The organism is Aeromonas sp. R1-1, from assembly GCF_040908495.1.
Taxonomy (GTDB): Bacteria; Pseudomonadota; Gammaproteobacteria; order Enterobacterales; family Aeromonadaceae; genus Aeromonas; species Aeromonas veronii.
The window spans coordinates 1-20,582 of sequence record NZ_JBFODV010000309.1; the positions used below are offsets into that span (position 1 = coordinate 1).

The 20,582-nt window shown below is 50.1% G+C and carries 21 protein-coding genes and 1 pseudogene; 13 read left to right on the plus strand and 9 right to left on the minus strand.

The window, feature by feature from the left end; translation table 11 throughout:
* Window positions 1-109: 109 nt before the first annotated feature.
* Entirely contained in the window at window positions 110-1,141 is a 1,032-nt protein-coding gene (locus AB5Y92_RS21600; protein WP_101318646.1) for an IS630-like element ISAhy2 family transposase, read from the plus strand.
* Between the two features lie 132 nt (window positions 1,142-1,273).
* Window positions 1,274-2,782 (plus strand): hypothetical protein, encoded by a 1,509-nt coding sequence (locus tag AB5Y92_RS21605; RefSeq protein ID WP_368227749.1) that lies wholly within the window; start codon window positions 1,274-1,276, stop codon window positions 2,780-2,782.
* 364 nt (window positions 2,783-3,146) lie between these two features.
* Here the strand turns inward: AB5Y92_RS21605 and AB5Y92_RS21610 are convergent, their stop codons facing one another.
* The 4 genes from AB5Y92_RS21610 to AB5Y92_RS21625 form a co-directional block, all read right to left on the minus strand.
* Complete coding sequence (locus AB5Y92_RS21610; protein ID WP_085044784.1) at window positions 3,147-3,329, minus strand: hypothetical protein; 183 nt, start codon at window positions 3,327-3,329, stop codon at window positions 3,147-3,149.
* Window positions 3,330-3,610: 281 nt separating this feature from the next.
* Complete coding sequence (locus AB5Y92_RS21615) at window positions 3,611-5,503, minus strand: ATP-dependent helicase (RefSeq protein ID WP_368227752.1); 1,893 nt, start codon at window positions 5,501-5,503, stop codon at window positions 3,611-3,613.
* A gap of 1 nt (window position 5,504) precedes the next feature.
* The gene (locus AB5Y92_RS21620) at window positions 5,505-7,328 is read right to left on the minus strand and encodes an ATP-dependent endonuclease (protein WP_368227754.1); all 1,824 of its coding nucleotides are present in this window, start codon (window positions 7,326-7,328) and stop codon (window positions 5,505-5,507) included.
* A 4-nt stretch (window positions 7,329-7,332) separates the two neighbouring features.
* Window positions 7,333-7,887 carry a recombinase family protein gene (locus AB5Y92_RS21625; RefSeq protein WP_085044783.1) on the minus strand — a complete coding sequence of 185 codons (555 nt, stop codon included), beginning with the start codon at window positions 7,885-7,887 and terminating at the stop codon, window positions 7,333-7,335.
* 165 nt (window positions 7,888-8,052) lie between these two features.
* Between AB5Y92_RS21625 and AB5Y92_RS21630 the strand changes: the two are divergent.
* Together AB5Y92_RS21630 and AB5Y92_RS21635 are read left to right on the plus strand one after the other, a co-directional pair.
* Window positions 8,053-8,259: pseudogene (locus tag AB5Y92_RS21630) on the plus strand (DUF4158 domain-containing protein); the annotation flags it as partial.
* A gap of 20 nt (window positions 8,260-8,279) precedes the next feature.
* Window positions 8,280-8,456, plus strand: coding sequence for a Tn3 family transposase (locus AB5Y92_RS21635; protein WP_368227756.1), 177 nt, complete (start codon window positions 8,280-8,282; stop codon window positions 8,454-8,456).
* 139 nt (window positions 8,457-8,595) lie between these two features.
* Here the strand turns inward: AB5Y92_RS21635 and AB5Y92_RS21640 are convergent, their stop codons facing one another.
* The 4 genes from AB5Y92_RS21640 to AB5Y92_RS21655 all read right to left on the minus strand — a co-directional run bounded on the left by AB5Y92_RS21640 (window position 8,596) and on the right by AB5Y92_RS21655 (window position 10,880).
* Complete coding sequence (locus tag AB5Y92_RS21640) at window positions 8,596-9,087, minus strand: hypothetical protein (RefSeq protein ID WP_242431374.1); 492 nt, start codon at window positions 9,085-9,087, stop codon at window positions 8,596-8,598.
* A gap of 88 nt (window positions 9,088-9,175) precedes the next feature.
* Complete coding sequence (locus AB5Y92_RS21645; protein WP_368227759.1) at window positions 9,176-9,427, minus strand: hypothetical protein; 252 nt, start codon at window positions 9,425-9,427, stop codon at window positions 9,176-9,178.
* A gap of 96 nt (window positions 9,428-9,523) precedes the next feature.
* Complete coding sequence (locus tag AB5Y92_RS21650; RefSeq protein WP_085044705.1) at window positions 9,524-10,489, minus strand: nucleotidyl transferase AbiEii/AbiGii toxin family protein; 966 nt, start codon at window positions 10,487-10,489, stop codon at window positions 9,524-9,526.
* Window positions 10,479-10,880, minus strand: coding sequence for a DUF6088 family protein (locus AB5Y92_RS21655; protein ID WP_265431866.1), 402 nt, complete (start codon window positions 10,878-10,880; stop codon window positions 10,479-10,481). The genes AB5Y92_RS21650 and AB5Y92_RS21655 overlap by 11 nt, the downstream gene beginning before the upstream one ends.
* A gap of 933 nt (window positions 10,881-11,813) precedes the next feature.
* On the opposite strand from AB5Y92_RS21655, the gene radC reads away from it, so the two are divergent.
* The 9 genes from radC (at window position 11,814) to AB5Y92_RS21700 (ending at window position 19,708) form a co-directional block, all read left to right on the plus strand.
* Entirely contained in the window at window positions 11,814-12,260 is a 447-nt protein-coding gene (gene radC / locus AB5Y92_RS21660; protein WP_063968044.1) for a DNA repair protein RadC, read from the plus strand.
* Between the two features lie 39 nt (window positions 12,261-12,299).
* A complete protein-coding gene (locus tag AB5Y92_RS21665) occupies window positions 12,300-12,662 on the plus strand; it encodes a DNA repair protein (RefSeq protein WP_182936413.1) in 363 nt (120 codons plus the stop codon).
* Between the two features lie 1,351 nt (window positions 12,663-14,013).
* Window positions 14,014-16,056: a DUF3560 domain-containing protein gene (locus tag AB5Y92_RS21670; protein WP_368227765.1), complete on the plus strand. Its 2,043-nt coding sequence runs from the start codon at window positions 14,014-14,016 to the stop codon at window positions 16,054-16,056.
* Between the two features lie 391 nt (window positions 16,057-16,447).
* A complete protein-coding gene (locus AB5Y92_RS21675) occupies window positions 16,448-17,092 on the plus strand; it encodes a DNA methylase (RefSeq protein ID WP_075116320.1) in 645 nt (214 codons plus the stop codon).
* Between the two features lie 44 nt (window positions 17,093-17,136).
* Complete coding sequence (locus tag AB5Y92_RS21680; RefSeq protein WP_241660576.1) at window positions 17,137-17,346, plus strand: hypothetical protein; 210 nt, start codon at window positions 17,137-17,139, stop codon at window positions 17,344-17,346.
* Between the two features lie 123 nt (window positions 17,347-17,469).
* A complete protein-coding gene (locus AB5Y92_RS21685; RefSeq protein ID WP_368227768.1) occupies window positions 17,470-18,084 on the plus strand; it encodes a hypothetical protein in 615 nt (204 codons plus the stop codon).
* 389 nt (window positions 18,085-18,473) lie between these two features.
* Complete coding sequence (locus AB5Y92_RS21690; protein ID WP_101318692.1) at window positions 18,474-18,821, plus strand: type IV toxin-antitoxin system YeeU family antitoxin; 348 nt, start codon at window positions 18,474-18,476, stop codon at window positions 18,819-18,821.
* Window positions 18,822-18,871: 50 nt separating this feature from the next.
* A complete protein-coding gene (locus tag AB5Y92_RS21695; RefSeq protein ID WP_005321056.1) occupies window positions 18,872-19,234 on the plus strand; it encodes a hypothetical protein in 363 nt (120 codons plus the stop codon).
* Window positions 19,235-19,303: 69 nt separating this feature from the next.
* Window positions 19,304-19,708, plus strand: a complete 405-nt coding sequence (locus tag AB5Y92_RS21700) for an antirestriction protein (RefSeq protein WP_368227772.1) — start codon at window positions 19,304-19,306, stop codon at window positions 19,706-19,708.
* Between the two features lie 30 nt (window positions 19,709-19,738).
* Here the strand turns inward: AB5Y92_RS21700 and AB5Y92_RS21705 are convergent, their stop codons facing one another.
* Window positions 19,739-20,254: a transglycosylase SLT domain-containing protein gene (locus AB5Y92_RS21705; RefSeq protein ID WP_368227774.1), complete on the minus strand. Its 516-nt coding sequence runs from the start codon at window positions 20,252-20,254 to the stop codon at window positions 19,739-19,741.
* Window positions 20,255-20,582 lie beyond the last annotated feature (328 nt).

A 20,582-nucleotide genomic window follows, 5' to 3' on the forward strand; every position in this document is an offset into this window, starting at 1 on the left:
CTAAATAACTGTTCCGAATAGTAGATCACTGGAGGAAGGGAACTCAGCCCAGTTTGTGCGATCTCATTAGTCGCCAAACAAAACAAGCCACACCCAAAGGACTGAGTTGATGCCTATCCTACCACCCCTGCCACGGTCACAACGGCGCCGCATTCACAAAATCATCCATGCCACGCGTGATAAAGGGCATGCTCGTCGCTTGATGGCCATCTTGCTGTTACATGAAGGACGCACGATCACTGATGTTCATCACCTTACCGGCGCTGCGCGCTCGACCATCGGTCGTTGGCTTCGGTGGTATCGAGATGAAGGCATAGATGCGCTAGAAGCCTTACCGGCTGGCCGTGCCCCAGTTTTACCTATCGCCAAGATGGTCACCTTACTGGTGCTGCTCATGCAGTTTTCTCCGCAAGATTTTGGTTATCAGCGCAGCCGTTGGTGTACCGAACTATTGGCTATCAAAATCAATCGGTTAACAGGGCTCAATGTGGCCGCCTCCACACTTCGTCGATGGTTACCTCGTATGGGGATTGTCTGGCGCAGGCCCGTGCCGACCTTGCGGATAAAAGACCCGGCCTATCAGGAGAAAATGGCGAATATCGACGCCGCGCTGGCCCGTTGTGATGCGGATAACCCGGTGTTTTATGAGGATGAAGTCGATATAGACCTCAATCCCAAATTAGGGGCCGACTGGATGTTCAGAGCGCAGCAAAAGCGTGTTGTCACTCCGGGGCAGAATGCCAAGCATTACCTGGCAGGCGTTCTTCATGCAGGCAACGGAAGAGTGCTTTACGTCAGCGGGATAAAGAAAAACTCATCCCTGTTTATCGCCATGCTGGAAAAGCTGCGTCACCACTACCGACGAGCCAAAACCATCACGCTGATCCTCGATAACTACATCATTCACAAAAGCAAACAGACCGAGCGATGGTTGAAGAAGAACCCCAAGTTCTGCCTGGTATTCCAGCCAGTTTACAGTCCTTGGGTTAATCACATCGAACGGCTGTGGCACAAGTTACATGAAACCATCACGCGCAATCATCAATGCAGAGGGATGGCCAACCTGCTGGCTCGAGTGAAACACTTCATGGATACCGTGTCTCCTTTCCCGGGGAATGGCTATGGCACAGCGAAGGTGTAGCACTATTAGGATCAGTTATTTAGTGAAGTACATGATGGTTATTTTTCTATCGATAAAAAAGGGGGATGGGAAGATACCTCTGAAAGTAATGCCAGCGGGCGTGATAACGCGGAGCGTGGTTATAACCTCATAATGAAAAACAAAGAGCGACTATTGAGCTTTTCAAACCCGGTACGCTTTTTGTTTTCGCATTCCGCCCTTAAAGAAGGGTGGGATAACCCCAATGTGTTCCAGATTTGCAGCTTGCGTGAGATGGGTAGTGAACGAGAGCGGCGGCAGACCTTGGGAAGGGGCTTACGCCTGTGTGTTAATCAGGATGGTGAGCGGATCCGGGATGACAGTATCAATATATTGACAGTGGTTGCTAGCGAGGGATATGAAACCTACGCGGAGCAATTGCAGCAAGAAATTGAACAGGAAACCGGGATCAAATTTGGCATTGTTACATCCACTGCATTTGCTCACTTACATATGACGATGGTGAATGGTGCCCATGAAGCGCTTGGGGTCGCAGGCTCTAATGCCCTCTGGGAAACGCTACAAGCGGATGATTATCTTAGCCGTACTGGTAAGGTAAATGATGCTCTTAAGATAGCTCTACGTGATGCTCAGCTCACCTTGGCTCCTGAATATGAACCACTGCGATCTGAAATTGAACATATCTTGAGGAAAAGCGCTGGGCGCTTGCGGATCAGTAATGCCGATGAGCGTGTCGTTATCTCTCCACGACAGGCTGTGTTGACGTCGGAGGCATTCAAACAGTTGTGGTCTCGCATTTCTCAAAAAACACAGTATCGACTGGACTTTGATGAAGAGATGCTGATCGCAGATTGCACAGCTTCATTACGTGCAATGCCGCTTATCACTCGTGCCCAAATACAGTTCAGTAAAGGGGCATTGTCTTATACCCGTGCAGGATTGGATATGCGATCAATGCCAGGGGCAACCAGTAGTCAAGTTGATGATATTGCGCCGGTACTTCCAGATATTCTTGGGGTGCTTCAGGATAAAACAGGGCTTACTCGACGAAGCCTATATCAGATATTGACTGACAGTGGCCGGTTGCGCGATTTTGTAAAAAACCCGCAACAATTTTTGACGGAGGCGATTGGTCGCCTCAATGGTTGTAAGCAACGAGCCGTTGTTGATGGTATCAAATACTACCGATTGCCGGGGGCGGTGTACGCGCAGACACTCTTCACCGATAAAGAACTGACTGGGTATACAAAAAATTTATTCAATGCCGCAGCAGGAAAATCAGTGTACGAGCAAGTACCACTGGATTCACAAGGGATTGAGCGAGAGTTTGTTCAACATCTTGAGCAGCAAGATGAAGTGAAGCTTTACGCAAAGTTGCCTGGCTGGTTCAAAATCCCGACCCCGTTGGGGAGTTACAATCCTGACTGGGCGCTGGTTATTGAGCGGGATGGGGTTGAGCAGGTGTATTTTGTGGTAGAAACCAAAGGCACCCGTAACTTGGATGAGTTGCGTTTAACCGAGAAGGCTAAGATTACCTGCGGTGAGGCTCATTTTGCAGCTCTCAAAGCTGGGTATTCAGATCCTGCGCATTACTTGGAAGCAATGAGTGTAGCGCAGGTGATGGCTAGCGTAGATGATCTGATGACGGGGGGGGCTGGTTAGCCACCGCCTTTATTGATGCGCTTCTGTTGAGAAGCGCATTGTATTTGGATCCTTGCCAAGGGGGTTCTATGAAATTAGGGGAGGCTAGTAGTAGCAAACCCTCGCTGGTAACGATCGAGGGCAAGGATTCCCTGGCTGCAGCGCAATAATCCTCGCAAGTAAGAGAAACTGTGGGAATCATCTATGGGACGGGTGTCATTCAGATGTGCCGCTTGGCTGTGTGCGCCTGCCCAATCAGTCAACTGAATAGTAGTCGCCAAGCGGCGGCGCTACCCTACCCAAGCTGGTGATGGGATGCAAACCTAACAATCATCAATATCTCTTTTTGATTGTTCATTTTTTTATTTTGATTCTCTGTGGGCGGTCAGGTGATACTTTGATGGTGCTCTTCCTGGACCCGTAGCCACTTTTGCTGTTCAGCGTTATTACCTTGCTGTTCCCAAAATCCACATATCATCCCTGCCAGCTCGGCAGCCAAGGCATGGTCACCATCGCGGCGGCTTACCAAATAATGGGATAGCCAGTTTTGATACTGTTTCAGGCTCATTTCTACGCTCTCAAATAGGTGGCGGATGCCAGGCAGGTATCCATTTCCCCAGGGTACACTGCTCTTCCCCCGCCATCCGCCATAAAAAGTTGGGTGCTTGCAGGCATGGCCTAAGCACCCACCACTATGATACAGCTTCTGCCCCTACGTCCCAATACTGCCGCGACACCGAACAAGCTCACATCAATGCGTTGTTGCAGGAAGCTATTGGGGGTTTAAGTCCAATGGAACGAAAACGTACTAAGGTAAGTAAGTAATTCCATTGTATACTTTCAAAGCACTTACTCTATTTCACTAATGAAACGGGATTTCTGCTGAAACCTAAGATCACCCCAAGGCATCATTCTCTGCTTAGGATAAGACACGTACAACCAACGCTTCGCTCTCGTCACCGCGACAAAAGCGTTATTCCGTTCCTCGTCAAGCTCTTTGACCGTCCTAGCCCTGTAATCAGGAAAAACCCCTTCGCACATCCCTATCAAAAATACAATATCCTTTTCTAAACCTTTCATCGTATGCACAGTACTTAGGGTTAGGCCTTCATCTATACTACTTTCAGAAAGTTGGCCTAATGCCAATGCATTTCTAAATGCAACCAATGAATCACCTAAGCCTTTACGCTTGAATCGGGTCCACGTACTACTAAACTCTTTAAGCTCTTCAATACTCAGTTTAACGTCTTCTATTTTATCATCCGAAACACCGTTATGGTTTTCAACCAACGATGTAAGAAGTTCATCAAAATCCTTTACTAGTTTGGGGATTTTAGGGTTTTCAATATCTAAGTTGTCAATAGCAACAAGAAGTTTTTCGAATATCGTAGAGTACTCATCTAATGCTGATGAAATTTGAGATGCCATTTCCCGCAATACATTCGTTGTCCAGTTGGCTGGCTCAGAGATACTCAGTACTTGGCATAACTTTTTCCCATCTACCCAATCTTTAGAATTCAACTTCACCCTAATGGCATAGTCTAAGACCTTTCCGAATCTAGTTGACGGCTCAAGCTGCCTTTCTCCTTTTCTCAAAGAGTAAGGTATCGAATTATCTTCAAGGCATTTTTCAAGCTTGCCAAAAACAAATCGATTGCGGCCAATCACTACCATATTACCTAATGATATTTTTCCTTCAATATCATCGTGAATTTTTAATGCCAAAAGATTCTTTATCGTGGCAACAACCGCAGTAGCTTCATCCTCTTCAGAATTATATTCTGAAATGCTAACTCCACCCTCTAAGGCATAATCAATCTCTGCTTGTGAGCCTGGCCGCAACTTGTTTGCCGCACGAATAACCGACTTAGTACTGCGATAGTTTTCCTTCAGCTCAAACTTTTGAGGCATAAAATCGTTAATGAAACTTGAGCAGAAGTAGTCTTTTGATGACCCATTAAACCCATAAATCATTTGATTAGGGTCTCCTACCATCAGAATGCTTTTTATCACATCACCGCAAAGCACCTTGATAAACTCATACTGTGCTTTATTAAGATCTTGGGCTTCATCAACACAAACATGTTTATACTGTGAGCGGTATATTTTTGCGATCCAGTCGTACGTGAGCAGTATTCGATGGGCGTACACTAAAATATCGTCATAATCGATACCCCCACTATTTAGTAGTGCAGCTTGATAGTCCTGATATATTTTCCAAATATTATTGTTTTGATATAGCTCAATGACTTCCAGCTCTGTAAGCAGCTCCCTTTTTATTTTCGAAAATATATCCATATAGGATTGAAGATTTCTTTCCCTGTTTTTTAGTTCCTTTGAATCGGTAATTGCTAGATATTCATCTATATTAGTGCCATCTTCACGTAAAGATTGTATAAAGACTTCCATTCGGTCTTTATCTCTATCATATATATGCAACTCCGATGGCAAACCAACGGTATGGCCATATTTCTCCAAAACACGCTGTGCGACCGAATGGATTGTGGCGATCCAAGTTCTGTTTTCTACTTGTTCGAAGTCGATTAAACGCTCACTCATTTCTTCTGCAGCTTTATTCGTGAAGGTGAGTGCGATAACACCGTCTTTTTTTGTTTTCTCCAAAATATATCGAACACGCTCTGTTAACACTCGCGTTTTACCAGAACCTGCTGATGCAAGTACTTGAATGGCTGTATCCATAGGAGCCTCAACGATCTGGCGCTGAGCATTTGATAGATTCATATCAGACTCCTGACTCAATTTGTTTGAATAGTTCAATTATCTTTTTAGGAAAGTTTTCTTTAGGCAGCTTAATCAGATTGTCAGTAATTGCTTTTGCATAAAGTGGCTTACTTGAATCTAGAATGTCGAGGATAGCTCTAACTCGCCCTTCATGACCAGTGTAATCTCTATTTACATCTTCAAAAATAGGTTGCTTGCAAGTGTCACAACTTGGATTATTTGTTTTAATTCGTTTTAAAAATGTACCTTCTCTTTTTTCAATCCACTTATCTAGTGCATCATCACCAGCTATTTCCTGAATAGTTTTTTCTATGATATCTTTATAGCCTTGATCTAATAAGTAGCCCTCAAAATCAGTATCTTCAAGTATGGTGATATTTCGAGCACTCTCGATATCAGTAGGCCCAAACACTTTTTCATAATTCTTCTTGAGATCTTTAACAGTTTGTTTTTCACCATCACTAAAGATGAAGACTGGTATATTGAGATCTCTTGCCAGAATAAGAAACGGACGATACTTAGCTCCTGAACCATTAACACCCACGAAATTTATACCGAGTGAAAAGGGATGCTTTCCAGTGTAGGATTCAAACAGTTCCGGCAAGGCTTGCTCTTCTGTTTCTCCTTCCGATAAGACTATTGCTTTTGAAAACAATATCTCACCACGAGAATGCACCACCTCTCTTTTCAATTTTCTTAGATCATCGTCTTCAAACTCACTTCTTAACTGATATATCTGAACTGAATTATCGGACTTGCTTAGGGACTTTATTTCATGCAAATCTGCCAAGCCAGCAATATAAGGGGAGTGAGTACTAATAATCACTTGCCCTGGTACATCGATGAGTTGCCTATATAGTGTCCTCTGGGCATTCGGATGCAGGTGTGCTTCAGGTTCTTCGGCGGCCATAATTGGGAAAAATGGCTCAGCTTCCTTTTCGTGATTCTTGGCCAAGAGTTCGGTAAAAGCTTTTACGGTCAACATGGATGCCCAACTACGCGTACCCATACCATGATATTCCATCGAAAATGAGCTCTTATCTGACTCACCGAAATTTACACTAAACCTCTTCGACAGGTCACGAATTTTCTTTGGAAACGGGGTAAGTTCAGTTTGGCCAGTTCCTTCAAATGATTGATTTAAATGGTCTAGATGGGCCTTCAATCGCTTAAGTGGTTCGCTCTTCTCGATAGCTTCTTTATTGACTGCGGCCACCATTCGTTCCAGTTCCGCAACATCTTTATCGTCGTACTCAATACTTGATAGCACACGCCCCACGAATGAAGACTTCTCTTTCAATTCATTATGAATATCTCTTTGTGCATCAATTGGAATAAAAGGCACAGACTCAAATCGCTTACTCAATCTGTTCTTATTGTTAATCCGAACATCTTGCCATCCTACACGGTCTGGCCACGCATCCAAATGAAATCGATCAAGAGTGTAGCCGCCCTTCACTCGATCTGGTTTAGCGACAGTTCGTATAGCTACAAATTGACTTCCATCAGGCTCTGACTGAATTCTATCGCCAAATACCTGCTGCCAACTCTCTGAAAACTCTTTCGCTCTAGTACCATCGCAGACAGCGATAAAACGAAGGTCGACTGTGATAACTTCTTGGCGCTTTTCATCTTCGCCTATATGAAAATCTTCATCAGATAAGTAACGCGAGTAGTCGCCCATGGCTAATTGCAACGCCTTTATTACTGACGTTTTTCCAGCATTATTTTGCCCTAATAAAACGGTTACTCTTTGCAGAGTTATCTCAATATTTGATATTCCTCTAAATCCGGATATACGAACTGTATCTATCTGAATACTCATTATCTCAACCCTGTTTATTATTAATAATTTTGTAAACCGTAGAGCGACCAATGTTTAACTTTCTGGCAATTTCTGTAGCCCCAAGACCTTGCTCACGAAGGGAAAATACTTCTTTTTTGTTAACCGTAGGTTTTCGACCAAATTTAATTCCTTTGGCCTTTGCTTCTACACGGCCTTCATTTGTTCGCTCAAGTATCCTCTGACGCTCAGCTTGGGCGACCGCTGACAAAATAGTAACCACCATCTTCCCCATCACCCCTTCAGTGCTGATCCCATCATCGAGGAACCGGATGGATACACCCATTTTATCAAATTCCTTGATGAGCTGGATCATGTCAGCTGTATCACGGCCCATTCGGTCAAGTTTCTTCACCAAGATAACATCGCCTTCTTCCACTTTAAGCTGGAGCATCTGGAGACCTTCGCGATTTGCATGGCTTCCTGATTCCTTGTCAGTGAAAATTCGGTTGGTACGGACACCTTCGCCCTGAAGAGCCTTAACCTGTATATCAAGTGACGGTTGACTGGTGGAGACTCGAGCATATCCGAAGAGTCTCATAGCGACTTTGTCTCCCAAATAAATTAGTAGACCTTGTGTCTAATCAGTAGTTGATTATTGACTTAACAGACAGTTTATGATGTTAACTTTATTGTGTCCACAATGTTATAAATTAATAGACACTAAAAATGTCTCGCATTTTTGGCAGCCTTGCTTGGGGGATACATGCCCGTCGATTTTCTAACCTCGGAACAGAAAGCCTGCGATAGACAATTCTCTGCCGAACCGAATGAAGTGCAATTGGCCCGTTACTTTCATCTGGATGAAGCCGACCAGGCTTTTATCAATCATCGGCACGGCAATCAGAACTGTTTTGGTGTTGCTTTGCAGTTAGGCTGCGTGCGATTTCTAGGGACCTTCATATCCAACCTGCAACATGTTCCGGTCATACAGTGCAGGCTTCCGAGCTGATCCGCTCGCTACTGAAAAGTGACCGGCCTTCCAGCCTGGCACAAGCCATCATTGAAGTGGACCGTATCAATAAGACACTTTACTTGCTGAACTACGTAGATATATATAGGGCGTTACTACGACAAGCAAAGACGCTGGTCGGACTACGGCCCCGATAACGGGTTGCGGTTCGGGATACTGTAGCTGAGCGACAAGTCATCTACACTGAGCCCTGCGGTTTGTCCCCAGAACCGTCCGAGAACTGATTGAGGACGATGATTGCCAACGCCGTGCGGGGCTTTTTCCTTGGTTATCGGCCTACGGCCAGAAGGGGGATGTAAACCAAGCTGTGATAGCAGTCTTCTGCTCGTGATCCAGAACCCCCGCAGCGTCGATCATGTCGAACTGGTAATCGTTGCTTCCCAGCCAAACACCCGCTGCGAACCGGCACATAATCGCCTGTCCGTGAGATGCTGTGGCGAGATAACTATCGACCATGGGTAGGCTCAACTCGTGCTTTTCAAAGTCCCAAAGGAGTGAGAGATATGGGGCATTCTTCATCAGCCAGCTTTCAAAGCGATCTTGAGCTGGGGCACGAGACAGGATGTTTCTCTCTTCCATCTCCCGCCGAATGGCTAAGGCGGCCTCTTTGGCGGCTGGGCAGTCAGACAAAACAGTCTGAACCCAGTCCCAGTTCTTTCCTTGGGCGCACTCCAGATCTTCCAACGCGAGGCAGGCAGCAGCACAGGCAATGTCACTTCCGCCAAACCCATCCATAACAAGGCGGATCTCTTCTTTCAGAGCTTCCATATCCATCATTTTTCCTTAACTAACTCAGTCTGCCTTCATGCGCTCTTGCACGATAGCCAGTTCATAACCGCTAATTTTCCCTGCCCCTCTACGGTTGTCTGGGCAGGGGGGGAGTTATCTCCTGACCCCGCAATACACCGCGCAGAAGCCATTCATTCAGCTCACCTACGTGGATGCCCAACACCTGGGCGGCCAGCTCTCGACTGTAACTCTGCTTGAGCAGGGCGCTATCCCTCAACTCGTCGTATGTACCGGCCTGCATCGCCAGCAGGACACGGCGGGCAAGTAACTCGGCAGCATCGCCGAAGCGCTGTTCGGTGAAGGTTACGCGCTGGCCCATGTGGGTGGCTACCCAATGCCCTTTTGCATTTCGGGCTAACCCGTTCATCATTTTTCCTCGATCAGTTGGTGAAGTACCGCTAGCACTCGCGCACCACTAAATAAGTTCGTGTTGCTCAATGTGATCTAGAGCCTGGCGCGCAACAGCCTCGAACACGCGAAATGCCTCATCCCAAGTCAACGCATCCCCATACACCATCGGCTTCACGAACGCCTCATAACGATCTTTGTATAGGGGGTCACCAGCAATCACATCCAGGCCAAACCGCATCACACCGATAGGATCTGCTGCAAACTCGGGGTGTTGGGGACCATAGCGATCACGATCCATCTTCATCCCTTCAGCTATCAGCCCTGCCAGTTCGGCCAAATCAAAGGTGGTACTTTGTTGCAGGCGATAAGTGTCATAAATGTGGCGAACCAACGACTCATCATCCAATCGTTCTGGGTCATGCTTGACGCTGGCTGTTCTGCGCAGCATCGACAACACTTTCTCGGCTTGGGTGGAGATCAGGGGAACCGTGTTGAAGGCTGGCACTTCAGGTCCTTGCTGCATCGCTTCATTGTGCAGCGAACAAATGGGCATGGGGTTATGGCCTGCAAGCAGATCAGTCTCAATGAGTTCGAGCTTGATGAAAGGCCGAAGGCAGGGGGCCTTGCTGAAGGCCTGTGGGTATCTCACCGGCATTTCAATGTACCTGTGCTCATCCCGACAAGTGACCTCAGCCTTCTCTACTTGGAAAACGCCAGTCGCATTGAGCTCTTCAATCAAACCATCTCTGATGGCTTTGCGATGGCGCTTCATCGCGCTTCGAGATTCATCTTTAGCACTATCGTTAACAGATAACTTGATGTCGACATCTTCAGACATGCGCTGAAGCTTGACGTCAGCTTTGGCTAATGCGGTCCCGCCTGCAAACACCATGGTGTGGTGCTGGCAAGAATGACTTGCAAGCAGTTTGAGCAGCTGGACGACGTAGTAGTCCTTTTCTGCTATCGCAGGGTTATCGATCCCGAAGTAGTCAGAAACGTCGGCGAAAATCGAAGAGTCTTTAGGCTGCATTGAACACTCGGCTTCCTATTTTCAGCTTTCTGGAAAAACGCTTTTTAGGCTTAACTTCCATAAAGGCGGGAATCTGAGTGGATTTCCCCGCGGCATAAGCTGCGGTCAGGCCCTTCAGTTCGTAAGGCACCTTCAGGCGGTCAAGCGTAGCAATGAGTACGGCGTCTGGACCACCAGGGGAGGCGATCATCAAGCGACTATTGATCCGGTTACGCCGTGCCTTTGCATACACGCCGTAGCCGACCTTCAGAAGCAGACCCTTTTCACACATTTGGCGTAAGGCTCTGCCTATTTGGTCATAACCGCCCAAGTCATCGAAATCCTCACGGAGAAACACATCTCGCTTAGATCGTTTGATTCGTGCTTCAACACGGTCTGCAATGGTCATCATGAGTCCTCCTTTCTACATCTACCCCAATTATACAAAAATACGACACTTTTGCATGCAAAAACACGACATCATTACCACGGCGGCATGTCGTATTTTTGTCTCATCTCCCTCTTTTATCCACTGGGTCAAATACTAGCCCTAGCACAACGTCTATATCCCAGACTCCGTGCATTAAAGCCCACATCGCTCATGTCGGCGCTCGTCAACGTGTGGGCAGTTTTGGCACTGATGCCGGGGCTGTGCTGATGGAGAGAATAAAGCGCGGGGCGAAAGCCCCACTGAACACTCACGGAAAACTTAGATGGTGTAGGGGAGGGAGAGTTATCCACAAATTCGGTGCAAAAGTGACCCCATTAGCTGTGCATGAATTCGGCACGGGGGAGGCAACTGCCGCGCTATCGCTTGCCTGCTGGCTTGTTCGTCGCAGCGAAACGATGCCGCGCCTCAAAGCCCAGCCGCTACTTGCCGCTATCTGCTCAGAATTGTGATCTCAATCAATTTAACCATCCCATTGGTGCGGTGTGGTGTTTATACACGGATATACCCAGCTCGTAATAACAGGCATACCCGTTGTGCAAAAAGAAAACCCCCTGCGCTAACAGGGGGTAGCACGTAAACCCGTTCCAGGAGTAAACATGACCACTCACAGTAACAAAAAGCGGGGGATACGTCTAATGGACGTTCCTCACATGCCCGCCGAACAGGCCATCATATTGCTCATGAAAAAAGCGGCATGGGTCAGGGAGGCAATGGCAAAACACTGTTATCGCCAGATATCACAGCAGAGATAATGTGAAATAAAAAATAGGCGGGATGCCCGCCTATTACATTTATTTTCTTATTAAGGTGAAAATGATTTAACCGCCCCAGCGGTATGGTATAATTGTTTTGTGGTACGGGATTGGCCTGGACCCAAAAAACAGGATTGCCTGTATGTTCACTGAAAGAGAAAAACGGATTATCGCGCTGGCGCACAGCATTATTGCTCGCCGCTTCACTCGGCTGGACTCACTGAACAGCCCCGAGATGGTGGTCGAGTATCTGAAAACCCGCTTCGCCACACTGGAACATGAAACCTTTGCCATGATCCTGTTGGACAATCAGCACCGCGTTATCAACGCCGTTGACCTTAGCCACGGCACGATTGATTCCGCCGCCGTGTATCCGCGTGAAGTCGTCAAAACCGCACTGAAACATAACGCCGCTGCCGTGATACTGGCTCACAATCATCCGTCCGGTGTCGCAGAGCCAAGCCGTGCAGATCGCCAAATCACCGAGCGACTGCAAGCCGCGCTGGATCTCGTTGATATTCGGGTGCTGGATCATATTGTGGTCGCCGGTGAAAACAGCATGTCATTTGCAGAGCGGGGATTAATTTAAACACTGCGCCGCCCCGTCAGGGGCGGCTGGAGCCTTATCATGTCTGAACATAAAGCTATCTACGATGTCACTGGCCTGGATTGTTCTATCGAGGAATTCAAAATGCGGCCCTGTGTCCGACACCGCTATTCGCCTGAATTTGTGCAGCCTACGCCGGATGAAATCAAGTTTGTCCGTACTGCCTTGTTAGGCTGGCCACAAACCAAGCTAGGGGCGTTTTTGGGCTATCCCATCGATCCAAAAGGTTGCCCGACAGTCAGGCGCTGGGAGCGGCCTGTTGATGCAAACAATCATCGCGCTATTGAATACAACGCCTGGCGGCGCATCTTGCTGGCGGCGGGCGTGATTGAGGGGGGGGAGGATCTACAGATCGCCGACCGTTATCTCGAGTTTATTGGGTAAACGACCATGGTGACATTCGACTATCGGAGCGGCGTTTTGGAAGCTGCTGATACCAAGACTGGGTATGAATGGTGTTGGTTTAAAGGGGACTCGGAGATAACGAGGAGTATTGAGGGGGAACTGGCCGGTTCGCTCAGTGTGCCCCCCGATGCGTCGGTTGTGGCCGTTAAAATAATCATTCGTGGTGACGCCAAGCGTTAGCATTACCTGGAAGGGTCAATACAGGCATCTGGCCTGCCACTTGGCAGGCCAGAGAGAGTAAAGACTGGGCTTTGAGGCGGGGCATCTTTTCGCTGCAACGAACAAGCCAGCAGGCAAGCGCAGCGCGGCAGCCACCTGTTGTGGTTAACATTGGCTTCTAACATGTGCGCATGTTCTCTTGATGCGAACCTTATTGTATTCAGATACGAGACGCATAGCGCGATCTCTCTGATTCAGGTAAATGAGCTCAATAATAATTAAAGGGATCAAACAGATGAAAAAGGCCGCTGTGCTCTGTTCTTTAACTTGTATCAAGGGGCCTGTGATAATCAAGTATAAATATAGTGCGCAGGTAAAGAAAAACGTTATAAAACAACATAGCGACATCATCATTTGATAATTCACTGCTGCGAGGTTGTGCCTATTCGTCTTGATGTATTTAGCAAGTTTCAATTTATTATATCTGAAGGCTTTTTTTACCTTGTGTTTGAAAAACAAGAAGGCGCGAGAAACAATCCAGGCAAAGAATAATGGGAAGCCCATGTTAAACCACCAGGAGGGACTACTGAAATTTATAGCTATTTCATTCATGCATAATATCTCTATGTCGGTGCAATGCTGAGTTTTTTGAATCGTTAGATTAGCAGGATCAACGTTGCAACTCGAATAGTCGAAAACGAACAAGGGGATGGGCATGACCGCAAGCGGTCGCGCTGTCATGCTACGCATCGAGCCAGCGAAAAGATGCTGTCTCGCCCCTTCGGGTTTCCATCGCTCATGCCTACGCCTCTGCGAGGCTGCGCACTCCGTTTGCCGCGCCCGTGGCCAACGCCATTGCTATGCCTTGCCCCTCTAAGCCCTTCACCGCCAGGCAAACTAACACGCCGGTCGCCGCTGCCAGTGTGCGCTTCGCCATCTCCTCACCCGTTCGCACTCACTGCGTTCGCTTGCGCTGCGGCTTGCGGGGATGCACTGGCATCGTCTCCCTTGTCGCGTGTTGTTTCCCTTTCTTGCGGCGAAGAACTCAGAGAGGCAAATCACATCAAGCAACGCAGTAAAGAGCCACGGGCGCTGAAAACCTAGAGCGCGGCTCGGAATCTAGAGACGCAAATGGGTTTAAAGACCCGGCAACCAGCAGAGAGAGGCAATCATGAGCGCAACTATCATCACCATGGAAGATTTCAAAGCAGCCGCCGCACAGGCCCAGCAGGCCGCCCAGTTTGTCCGCCGCCCTGTCACGGTGACCGTACATTGGTCAGAGTCCGGCGCGTGGCAAAAGGAGCAGGTCGTGGCTTATGCCGATTTTGAAAAAAACGCCTTTGCCGTGGCCCTCGAACATGCTGGCCGTGGGTACCTCAAAACCAAGGTCACCGTAACGTTTGATGATGGCGAGATCTACCAGTGCCGGATTGATCTGGCTGCGCATGATGAGCTCGGATTTGCCGATCATTGCCTGTCTATGCTGGCGTTTTATGACACCGAAGAGGGCCGCGATTATTACGTGGCCACCGCCAGCGAAGATCTGATCGCCTTTGTGCAGGGTATTGATTTGGGCTGTAGTGCTGCTGACCATGTCGAGCGCCGCGCCCACGCGAGCGACGTGGAAGCCGCAGCCCGCCTGGCCATTGAGGAACAACGCCGCATCGAGGCCACCGCCCAGGAAACCACCGCCAATAATGCCTACGCCGCCGAACTGGCCCGTTTGCAAGCCGGTGCCCCTGAATATGCCCATTTAACCCCGCTTGGCGAGCAAGATCGCGGCGGGGTACCCGCTGCAAAGAACGTGCGCCGCGACCTGAAAAATACCTTCCCAGGCATCAAGTTTTCAGTGAAAAGCAGCTATGACACCATCACCGTCTCTTGGCAGGATGGCCCGACCCACCAAGAGGTTGAGGCGGTGATCGAAAAGTACGAAAACGGCAAATTCGACGGCATGACCGATTGTTTCAACTTCGACACCACCCCGTTTAATGCGGTGTTCGGCGGCTGCCGTTATACCTTCATCAAGCGCGAGCACAGCGACGAATTGATGGCAGTAGCAACCCGCTATCTCGAGCAGCGCAGCGGCGAGCGAGTGACCGGCGATGCAAACCAGCTCATTTGGGGGGAGTGGGCGCAATGTCTGCTGACGCGTGAAGCGAACAAGGTAACCCTGGTGGGCGGGGTATGGTACCGCAAGGGGGAGCCCATTGTCTGGCAGGAGGCCCCGCAGGCGCTGGCCGTTGTGGCACCGGTGGCCGCTGTTAAACCCAAGTTTACCGCGAAGCCGGTGGGGGCACTCTGGAACGTCACTATCGAGCAGGGCGAGCAGCGCCACCAGTTCGACTACATCGCCGCTGACAGCATGGGTAAAGCCTGCCGGATTGCCTGGGCGATGCTGACGCAGCCAACCCCGCCAGAGGATGATCCCGACGGTGGCCAGCCTGTGCCGGTGGCTCCGATAACAGAACTCATCACGCAGACAGCGCAGGGGGCCGAGGCCCCCACCCTTACCCGAGCCGATACCCTGGGCAAGTATGCCGACCGCGTCGACGCCAAGCGCGAGCGCCTGCAGGTGCGGGCGATCAACGCCAGCCGCGCCAGTGAGGCCCGTTTCAACCACGGCATGGGGATCCTGAGCTACATCGTCCCAGGGCAACCCATCTTGATGGGGCATCACAGCGAGCGCCGCCACCGCCGTGATCTCGAAAAAGTAGATCGCAACATGGGGGCATCAGTTGCCCTCGATAAAAAATCCCAGTACCTGAGCGCCCGCGCCGAGGTGGTAGGCAGTGGCGGCATTGCCAGTGATAACCCCGAGGCGCTCGAGCTGTTGCGGGCCAGGTTGGCACAGCGTGAGACCAAGCAGCAGGCGATGAAAGACGCCAACAAGGCCCAGCGTGGCAGCTTCAAAACCTGGCAGCTGAGCAACCACGGGGCTGAGATCCGCCGCTTGCGCCAGCGTATCGAGCAGGTCGACGCGCTGCACCGCGCCGCCCCCATCGAGCAGGCGGGCCAGGGCTGGCGCATGTTCGAGGATGATGGACGCATCCAAATCAGCTTTGATGGCAAGCCAGCGGCAGAGCTGCGCCAGTTGTGCAAGGGGGCCGGGTTCGTCTGGTCGCCTAGCCGGTGTGCATGGGTGCGCAAAGTGACCGTGCGGGCCGTTAATGAGGCTCGCCGATTAGCTCGCGCATTGCCTGCTGAAGGTTAAACCCATCTCATCCTGGCCCCGGCTTGTCGGGGCTTTCCCCTCTAGATAAGGCTGGGCGCTCGCGCCCGCTCTTTGTTGCTGCCGGGTGACTACCGTTGGTTCTGCCCCCTGGTGCATCCTGGCACGTTGCGGGGCGGCCCTTTTTATATTCCATGACATGGTGACGCCGGGGAACCCTGCTGCCCTCTGCCATCGTGCAATGCCCCGCATTGCGGGACGCAAACAGCCTTCAAGCGGCTTTCGCGGCATATCCTCGCCGCGAAAAGCATACGGCTGCGGTATTCCACGTCCGCTTGACCCGCTGCGATGCATTGCGTGTTGGCCTCGGGCAGCAGGGAATGGCAACCATCCCGGAGACCTCCTGCCGCCCTTCTATGACGAGGCCAATACCATGTCACGATTCATGTTGGGTGATAGCGTTCAGATCATGTCTACGTTTCCAGATGCCGCAGTGGACTTCATTTTGACCGATCCGCCGTACCTGGTCGGATTTAAAGACCGCTCCGGGCGATCGATTGCCAATGACGTTAATGATGAATGGGTGCTGCCTGCCTTTACGCAGATGTATCGGGTGTTAAAGCCCCACTCGCTGGCGGTGAGTTTCTACGGCTGGAACCGGGTCGATACCTTTATGGCCGCCTGGAAGCAGGCCGGGTTTCGGGTTGTCGGTCATCTGGTGTTCACCAAGTCCTATGCGTCCAAGGCGGCCTTTGTCGGCTATCGCCATGAATGCGCTTACCTGCTCGCCAAAGGCCGTCCCCAGGTGCCCGCGCAGCCGTTGCCGGATGTGATGCCCTGGGCCTACTCAGGTAATCGACACCATCCCACCGAGAAGCCGGTGAGCGCGTTGCAGCCCCTGATAGAGTCATTTACCCGTCCGGGTGACATTGTGCTCGACCCGTTCGCAGGCTCCGGCTCTACGTGTGTGGCGGCGGCCAAGTGTGGGCGGCGCTATATAGGGATCGAGTTGCTGCCGCATTATCACCAGGCAGGGTTAAATCGACTGAATCTGGCCAATGGACTGCGGGCCGCATAGGGGAGGGGAAGAAGATGCGAGAACTTGAAACACGGTTAGGCGACATGGCAAAGCAAGCCCTTGAACTGCTCAAGACCATGGAGGCGGTCAGAATGGAGGCCAACGAGGCAAGGCTGGCAGGGACAGGCGTCGAGCCCGTTGAGCGGTTGTTGCTCCACCTGATCATCGAGGAAGAGGGGGCCGTGCGGTCGGTAGCGAGAAATCTGGCAACCTGGCAGCACTTGACCTGTCATCAACCCGAGTCAGTCGAATGACATCGATTTACCCAAGCCTCAGCCTTCGGCTGCGGCTTGGCCGCCTTACAGGCGGTTAGGCTCCGGGGGCTGTTCCTTCAATATCACTTTTTAAGCCTAGTGCTTGCTCGATGGTGTGACCGGGTGAATCATCCTGGTCTGCTGGGTCTGCTGGGTCTGCTGGGTCTGCTGGGTCTGCTGGGTCTGCTGGGTCTGCTGGGTCTGCTGGGTCTGCTGGGTCTGCTGGGTCTGCTGGGTCTGCTGGGTCTGCTGGGTCTGCTGGGTCTGCTGGGTCTGCTGGGTCTGCTGGGTCTGCTGGGTCTGCTGGGTCTGCTGGGTCTGCTGGGTCTGCTGGGTCTGCTGGGTCTGCTGGGTCTGCTGGGTCTGCTGGGTCTGCTGGGTCTGCTGGGTCTGCTGGGTCTGCTGGGTCTGCTGGGTCTGCTGGGTCTGCTGGGTCTGCTGGGTCTGCTGGGTCTGCTGGGTCTGCTGGGTCTGCTGGGTCTGCTGGGTCTGCTGGGTCTGCTGGGTCTGCTGGGTCTGCTGGGTCTGCTGGGTCTGCTGGGTCTGCTGGGTCTGCTGGGTCTGCTGGGTCTGCTGGGTCTGCTGGGTCTGCTGGGTCTGCTGGGTCTGCTGGGTCTGCTGGGTCTGCTCTCCCCTTATCAATCAAATGCCGTTTTTGATGGTTCAATTTTACAAAATGACTTGGACATGACCGCGAGCGGTCGCGCTGTCATGCTGAGCATCGAGTCGGCGAACTGATGCCGTCTCGCCCCTTCGGGTTTCCATCGCTCATGCCTACGCCTCTGCGAGGCTGCGCGCTCCGCTTGCCGCACCCGTGGCCAGCTTCATCGCTCTGCCTTGCCCCTCTAAGCCCTTCACCGCCAGGCAAACTAACACGCCGGTCGCCGCTGCCAGTGTTCGCTTCGCCATCTCCTCACCCGTTCGCACTCTCTTCGTTCGCTTGCGCTGCGGCTTGCGGGGATGCACAGGCATCGTCTCCCTTGTCGCGTGTTGTTTCCCTTTCTTGCGGCGAAGAACTCAGAGAGGCAAATCAAATCAAGCAACGCAGTAAAGAGCCACGGGCGCTGAAAACCTAGAGCGCAGCTCAGAATCTAGAAAGGCAAATTTCACAAAGAAAAGGAATAACCATGAACAGCATCGAGCAAATTAATAGTGAAAATGGAATGGCGAGCCAATGGGGTTTATTACGTGAAATTAGCCCTAGTTTTGGGGCGCGGCTGGTTCAAGAGCGGTATCGCTTGCATTTCCTATCAGATAGAGCCGGATTCATCGGGGAATGGACCGACCACCAAAAAGCTAAATTAGAGGCGGTCTTTCCAGAAATAGTAAAAGAGCTTGAGGGCGGATTGTTATCCGGTGAATTGGATCCCCGCTGTCAAAAAGCCATTCGCATAGAACAGGGCGGATTCATATGCGAGGCAGATACACTCGGAAGTTTTGGTTATGTCTATATCAATATATCAAGCCAATATTGATTAACACGAAAACGCCACACACATATTCAGATTCAACGTAGAGGTAAACCATGAACGAATACGACATTCAATCACTCATTTATATCTGCATTAGTATTGATAATAACGTGCGTATGTTACGCGGTAAGCAAATTGCGGGGATCATTCACCAAGGCGGTTACGAAATGTGTGATGGTTGCCCGGGCGGTATGGTTGAAACAACCTATTGGGCAATGAATGATGCGTTTCCCATCCTCAAGGAATTAGCAGAAAAGACCCATATCGAAATGGTTGGCACACCGTGGCTTTATGAGGTGTGCGAGGAGTATGGAACCGCCATTATTGATTATGTCAAAGAGTCTGGCAGATGGCCGACAAATGAAGAATTAATTGTGCTCGCAGGTAAGGCGATTGCGGCGGCGCAGTGGCATTAAAATTCAGGCAACAAAAACCATCAATGTATAACGGTCTGGGAGTGGCCCAGACCGAACAAGGGGTGATTTATGGATACTTTAATTGCTGGTCTGGTTATTGATTCTAAACGTATGGACATGATGCCTAAATACTTCGGGCGATGGATGATGAAAACTGAAGGTAACATTTATGGCTGGATGAAAGAAATCTGCGCATCGTACAGCGGCGGTTATTGGGATATGTGGGAGGTATCGAATGGTGCATTCTTTATGGTTCCCCCTTTGAAAAAAGAAGGTTACACGCTATCCATTGATGGTAATGGTTTTGAGGGGGTGTTGACTGCCCACGCTACCGGTGTTGTGGCTTGTCTTTTTGCATACTATTACATGTGGGAAATGACAGATGATGACCATTTTGTAACACTCTATCACTCACTACGTGCATACGCGCTGACATTAGACGAGCGCAACTTGATATACAGTGCAATTGATTAATTCAACTTCCCTTGCTGTCCTTTGGCCCCTTTAATGGGGCCTTTTTTTTATTTCCTCATAAGTTGATTTGACTCGATCCGCATACCACTTGCGTTTGGCCGCCTGTTCTGGTGACTTCGAGAATCCCGCATAGAAAGCACCCACTGCTTCCCAGTTGTAACCTAGCCTCTTAATGGCAATAGCCATATAGTAAGCGCCCGTATAAATATTCATACAAGGATCATTGTATAAAACTGTAGGAGTTATGCCGAACTGAGCAAGGTGAGAGAAATTACTAGAGTGGATCTGCATTAGGCCAACCGCATATTTTGTATCAGAAACGACATTCAGGGCGCGAGGGTTAAAGCTGGACTCTCGAAATGAGAGGGATCGCAACAAATCAGGGTCAATACGGTAAGCCTGCCCCGCCATATCGAAACAATCGGCAGCCATGACGGCGGGACTTAGCAACATGACCAGCGGCAACCATCTATTCATCGCATCCCCCTTAAACAAGGCAACCATTTTGCCAGTAAATGAGATGGCGAGCAAATGAACAATAGGCATTTTCCCCTTTATCACCGGAAATGGTAACGAGCAAATTGCACGGCGAACTGATGCCGCACAATTCCCCCGTCACCCTTTCCTAACATCTCGCCACGCAATAGAAAAAGACAACCCTGCTTCCTCTGGAAAAACAACCCGCAAAGGATAACTCGCCAATTTTACGGCGAACTGATGCCGAAAAATTCCCTCGTCACCCTCTGCGGCCACATACCGAGTCAACCAAAGCACGATATTTATAGATAGCCTACTCCTCAACCATAAGACTCCACACCCTTAGCAAATCTACGATTTGCAGATAAATCATTTAAAATCATCACATTAAGCCAAC

Excerpts from the sequence above, each read along its gene's own strand:
- AB5Y92_RS21705 (WP_368227774.1), bottom strand. The coding sequence starts at position 20,254 with ATGCCTATTGTTCATTTGCTCGCCATCTCATTTACTGGCAAAATGGTT.
- AB5Y92_RS21600 (WP_101318646.1), top strand. The coding sequence starts at position 110 with ATGCCTATCCTACCACCCCTGCCACGGTCACAACGGCGCCGCATTCAC.
- AB5Y92_RS21675 (WP_075116320.1), top strand. The coding sequence starts at position 16,448 with ATGTCACGATTCATGTTGGGTGATAGCGTTCAGATCATGTCTACGTTT.
- AB5Y92_RS21700 (WP_368227772.1), top strand. The coding sequence starts at position 19,304 with ATGGATACTTTAATTGCTGGTCTGGTTATTGATTCTAAACGTATGGAC.
- AB5Y92_RS21625 (WP_085044783.1), bottom strand. The coding sequence starts at position 7,887 with ATGAGACTCTTCGGATATGCTCGAGTCTCCACCAGTCAACCGTCACTT.
- AB5Y92_RS21680 (WP_241660576.1), top strand. The coding sequence starts at position 17,137 with ATGGCAAAGCAAGCCCTTGAACTGCTCAAGACCATGGAGGCGGTCAGA.
- AB5Y92_RS21610 (WP_085044784.1), bottom strand. The coding sequence starts at position 3,329 with ATGAGCCTGAAACAGTATCAAAACTGGCTATCCCATTATTTGGTAAGC.
- AB5Y92_RS21620 (WP_368227754.1), bottom strand. The coding sequence starts at position 7,328 with ATGAGTATTCAGATAGATACAGTTCGTATATCCGGATTTAGAGGAATA.
- radC (WP_063968044.1), top strand. The coding sequence starts at position 11,814 with ATGTTCACTGAAAGAGAAAAACGGATTATCGCGCTGGCGCACAGCATT.
- AB5Y92_RS21650 (WP_085044705.1), bottom strand. The coding sequence starts at position 10,489 with ATGCAGCCTAAAGACTCTTCGATTTTCGCCGACGTTTCTGACTACTTC.
- AB5Y92_RS21640 (WP_242431374.1), bottom strand. The coding sequence starts at position 9,087 with ATGGAAGCTCTGAAAGAAGAGATCCGCCTTGTTATGGATGGGTTTGGC.
- AB5Y92_RS21670 (WP_368227765.1), top strand. The coding sequence starts at position 14,014 with ATGAGCGCAACTATCATCACCATGGAAGATTTCAAAGCAGCCGCCGCA.
- AB5Y92_RS21690 (WP_101318692.1), top strand. The coding sequence starts at position 18,474 with ATGAACAGCATCGAGCAAATTAATAGTGAAAATGGAATGGCGAGCCAA.
- AB5Y92_RS21615 (WP_368227752.1), bottom strand. The coding sequence starts at position 5,503 with ATGAATCTATCAAATGCTCAGCGCCAGATCGTTGAGGCTCCTATGGAT.
- AB5Y92_RS21665 (WP_182936413.1), top strand. The coding sequence starts at position 12,300 with ATGTCTGAACATAAAGCTATCTACGATGTCACTGGCCTGGATTGTTCT.
- AB5Y92_RS21605 (WP_368227749.1), top strand. The coding sequence starts at position 1,274 with ATGAAAAACAAAGAGCGACTATTGAGCTTTTCAAACCCGGTACGCTTT.
- AB5Y92_RS21655 (WP_265431866.1), bottom strand. The coding sequence starts at position 10,880 with ATGATGACCATTGCAGACCGTGTTGAAGCACGAATCAAACGATCTAAG.
- AB5Y92_RS21695 (WP_005321056.1), top strand. The coding sequence starts at position 18,872 with ATGAACGAATACGACATTCAATCACTCATTTATATCTGCATTAGTATT.
- AB5Y92_RS21645 (WP_368227759.1), bottom strand. The coding sequence starts at position 9,427 with ATGGGCCAGCGCGTAACCTTCACCGAACAGCGCTTCGGCGATGCTGCC.